The organism is Streptomyces sp. F001 (assembly GCF_004187715.1).
GTDB lineage: Bacteria > Actinomycetota > Actinomycetes > Streptomycetales > Streptomycetaceae > Streptomyces > Streptomyces flavusporus.
The window spans coordinates 1-3,306 of sequence record NZ_QZWF01000125.1; the positions used below are offsets into that span (position 1 = coordinate 1).

General features: G+C 70.1%; 2 protein-coding genes and 1 pseudogene. 2 read left to right on the top strand and 1 reads right to left on the bottom strand.

Annotated features, from left to right (window positions below):
* Positions 1-189 (top strand): trypsin-like serine protease (locus tag StrepF001_RS44770; RefSeq protein ID WP_129803808.1); only part of this gene is annotated, 189 nt, incomplete at its 5' end.
* Positions 190-1,358: 1,169 nt separating this feature from the next.
* Positions 1,359-2,909, top strand: coding sequence for an amino acid permease (locus StrepF001_RS44780; RefSeq protein ID WP_129803809.1), 1,551 nt, complete (start codon positions 1,359-1,361; stop codon positions 2,907-2,909).
* Between the two features lie 196 nt (positions 2,910-3,105).
* Here StrepF001_RS44780 and StrepF001_RS44785 read toward each other — a convergent pair.
* Positions 3,106-3,306 (bottom strand): annotated as a pseudogene (locus tag StrepF001_RS44785) (TetR/AcrR family transcriptional regulator); the annotation flags it as partial.

A 3,306-nucleotide genomic window follows, 5' to 3' on the forward strand; every position in this document is an offset into this window, starting at 1 on the left:
GTTCACCGTGGCGTTGAGGGCCTGAACGGTGCCGCTGTGAAGCCCGGTGACTCCGGCGGTGCACTGTTCGACGGCACCAAGGCGATCGGCCTGACCTCCGGCGGTAGCGGCAACTGCTCCTCCGGCGGTACGACCTTCTTCCAGCCGGTGACCGAGGCGCTGAGCGTGTACGGCGTCAGCGTGTTCTAGGTTCTTGCGCACGCTCGCTCCGAGCAGGCGTGAGGCGAGGCAGACCGCCACTTCCTGAGAGGTGGCGGTCCTGCCTGCTTTCTGCGATGTCGTGGCAGTGCGCGGCGCCTCTCCGCCCAACACCCGCTGACCTGCGACGTCAGCCCCTACCGGCGGTGGTGTGCGACACCGCCGGCCGTCGAGCACCAAGGCCTGTACCGGCTGCCAGCCCCACGGCCCGGTAGTAGCGGGCCGGGCGTCCCGGGGTCGGACGGCATCCAGCTCGGCGAGTTCCTCGCCGTCAGCTCGAGATCCGCGGATGCCGCCGAGTCGCGGATGCTCCGGTCGGCCGACGCCGGGGATCGGACCGGCCATGGGCGACTTGGCGAGCATCCAGTCCAGGCAGACCTGCTGGGGGCTGACCCCGTGGGGCCTCGGCGACCGACGCGAATGGTGCGTACGACGCGCAGGCGGCCGGCCGACGCGTCGAACGAAGGTCCGCGGCACCATCCGCGACCTCATCGACGTCCAGGCCGCCTCCCGCCGCAACAGCGCAGAGCGACCGTTGACCTCTGAAGGGGGAAGTAGTGCCCCCTTGCGGGTGACTGGGTGAAGGAGCGGCGTGACACACGTTGCCGCAGATAATGCAGGGCTGCCCCGGCCCGGACGGGCCGTGGGTCGACGGCGTCGGCCAGGACGTCGGGCTGCTCCCGCCCGGAGGGAGGACTCCTGCGCGTCCGGTCGTTCGCCGCCGGCGACCCCGGCGTCGACCGCCAGGCCGTCCGGCACGCGCAGCGTCGCTGACGGTGGACCTCTTCGCCCAAGAAGGGATGTTCAGGGGGCTCGCGGTGGACCTCAGAAGGGCGGCATGCGCCGGACTTCTCCGAGGAGCCACCTGCGCGCCAAATCTAAAGATCGGTCTCAACAGCCGGGCAAGTTGGGAATATCTGATGCTAGGTGAACAACCCTAACTGCCCTGACCTACATTGATTGCAAGTCCTAGCCCTCCCCTCTTCCTCTTGTTCAGCTGGTTGTTCACCTCGAACAACATCCCTCGTACGGTGCGGGACAGCGAGGGCGTGAGGACTTGGGCCCGCCCCGGACATGACGGCGTGACGCGGGCGAAACAGCCTCTCCCTAATTTCTGTCACTCGACAGGAATCGTGCTCGAGGCCAAGGCAGGTGCCGCCGTGACCACCACCGTTCCCTCCGACGTCCGCTCCGACCCGCCGGAGCACCACTCCCCCGACGCCCACTCCCTCGACGAGTTCGGCTACCGCCAGGAGCTGCACCGCAGCCTCGGCCGGTACGCCTCGTTCGCGGCCGGGTTCTCCTTCATCTCCGTCCTGACCACGGTCTTCCAGTTCTTCGCCTTCGGATACGCGTTCGGCGGCCCCCTCTTCTTCTGGGCCTGGCCGGCGGTGCTGGTCGGCCAGCTGATGGTGGCCGCCTGCTTCGCCGAGCTGGCCGCGCGCTATCCGATCTCGGGCGCGATCTACCAGTGGTCCTCACGCCTGTCGAACCGGACCTTCGGCTGGTTCGCCGGCTGGATCATGGTGATCGGGCAGATCGTGGTGGTCGCGGCGGCCGCTCTCGCGCTGCAGATGGTGCTCCCGGCGATCTGGTCCGGCTTCCAGCTGATCGGCACCGACCCGGCACCGACGTCCTCGGACGGCGCGGCCAACGCCGCGGTCCTCGGCGTGCTCCTGCTGGCACTGACCACCCTGGTGAACATCCTCGACAACCGCGTGCTGTCCGTGGTCAACCGCGTCGGCGTGACCGCGGAGATCATCGGCGCGGTCCTGATCGTGGTGCTCCTGCTAACCCACTCCGAACGCTCCCCCGGCATCACCTTCCACACCGAGGGCGCCGCCCAGTCCGGCCTGCTGGGCGCATTGCTCGTGGGCTCGTTCACGGCGGCGTACGTGTTGATCGGGTTCGACAGCGCGGGTGAGATGAGCGAGGAGACCCACCACCCGCGCCGCACCGCGCCCCGCACGATCCTCATCGCACTCGGTGCCGCGGGGCTGCTCGGCGGCCTGATCGTCCTCGGCGGCCTGCTCGCCGCCCCCAGCCTCACCGACAGACGCCTGGCGGTCGACGGCCTCAGCTACGTCCTGACCAGCAGCCTGGGCGACGGGGTGGGCCGCCTGCTGCTGGCCGACGTGGTGGTGGCAATCGCGGTGGCGACCCTCGCGATCCAGACGTCGGCGTGCCGCATGCTGTTCTCGATGGCCCGCGACGGCCGGCTCCCCTTCGCCCGACGCCTGGCCAGGGTCAACCCGCGCACCGGCATGCCCACCGCCCCTGCCCTGGTCGTCGGCACGCTCGCTGCCGCCCTCCTGCTGCTCAACTTCGCCTCCGCGGAGGCCTTTTTGGCCATCGGCACCACCTGCATCGTCATGCTGTACCTGGCGTACGCGATGGTCACGGGCCCCCTGCTGGTCAGCCGCCTGCGCGGCGGCTTCCCCGCGGCCGGCACGGACGAGACCGGCGCCCCGCTCTTCTCCCTGGGCCGCTGGGGCGTCCCCGTCAACGCACTTGCCCTCCTCTACGGCCTCGCCATGACCGTCAACCTCGCCTGGCCCCGCGCGGAGGTGTACGACCCGGCGGGCGGCCACTGGTACTTCCAATGGTTCACCGTCCTCTTCCTCACCGTCACCGTCGCCCTCGGTGCCGCCTACCGCGCGTACGCGAGCCGTACGACAGCGGCCAAGGCCCTGGCGACCACGCCCGCGTGAGGGCTTGCGCTGGACGGCGGTGAGACGCAAGGACCCGGAGTCGTCCTCCCCGTTGGCGCAAGTGACGGGGAGGACCCAGCTGGTGCGGCTGCCTTGGAGGTGAGTGGCTGCCCGACCACGACGACGAGGCGGGTCCCGACGGCGACCCCCGCGCACTGGCCGGACCGGCTCATCCGTGCACGAAACCCGTGGCCGGTCAGACTCCGGCGACGCGCAGTGCGGCGTCCGCCGCGGACTCGGCGAACACCGACACCGGCCGCTCGGGATCGGACCGGTGGACGAGGATGACACCCTCGATCAGCCCGAAGACGAGATCGGTACGCAGGTCCAGCTCCGCCCTGGCGAGCGCCGCGCCGGTTCCGGTGGCAGCGAGCAACTGCCGGTAGGTGTCTTTGAG